Genomic DNA, 609 nt, shown 5'->3' with positions numbered 1-609 from the left:
GAGCTGCCATTGTTGTTTGATAACTATTGGGCGCATCACCAAAATCATGATCGCCGATATATATACGATGATCTTCAACCTCACCGTTGATTGCCCCACCGAGTGCTCGTTCATCTTCTGCTGTTGCAGTACCTGAATGGGTTAAGGTATCGGTGGTTAAGCGGAATCGACTTAATGTATACCCTGTTGCAATACCAGGGAAACTCGACCATGTAACGGCAATATCACTGCTTGTTGTGCCTGTTGGAACAGTAATACTTGCCATTTCATCAGCATCAAAGCGTCCATTACGATCAAAATCAATCCAACCGTATAAAGTAGCATCGCTGCCGGTATTATTGGTGACATTAACCGTGGCTGTATAACTGCTCGGTACCGGGCTGTTATCTATCGCTGGCAGAATAACACCATCTTCATCATTACTGCCGGTAGTATCATCACCATCTGCCATAGTAGCCGCAGAGCTGGTATTGGCATCGCCCTCAGCATCTGGTACGGCAGATCCCATGAATAAGTTACTATTTAAACCATGATACGGGCCATTATCACTGAGGGTACTACGGTAATCGCCTGCACCAGAAGCGGTACCACTGGCACCGTCTTCTGCAT

At 46.6% G+C, this 609-nt stretch carries 1 protein-coding gene; it reads right to left on the bottom strand.

What is annotated here, in order from left to right; translation table 11 throughout:
- The coding region (locus PAND9192_RS20765; protein WP_234999236.1) for a GEVED domain-containing protein at positions 1-609 on the bottom strand (609 nt) is incomplete at both ends.

The organism is Photobacterium andalusiense (genome assembly GCF_900185625.1).
Lineage (GTDB): Bacteria > Pseudomonadota > Gammaproteobacteria > Enterobacterales > Vibrionaceae > Photobacterium > Photobacterium aquimaris.
Note: the sequence above shows the minus strand (reverse complement) of the source record. Positions and strands in the feature narration are given on the sequence as shown.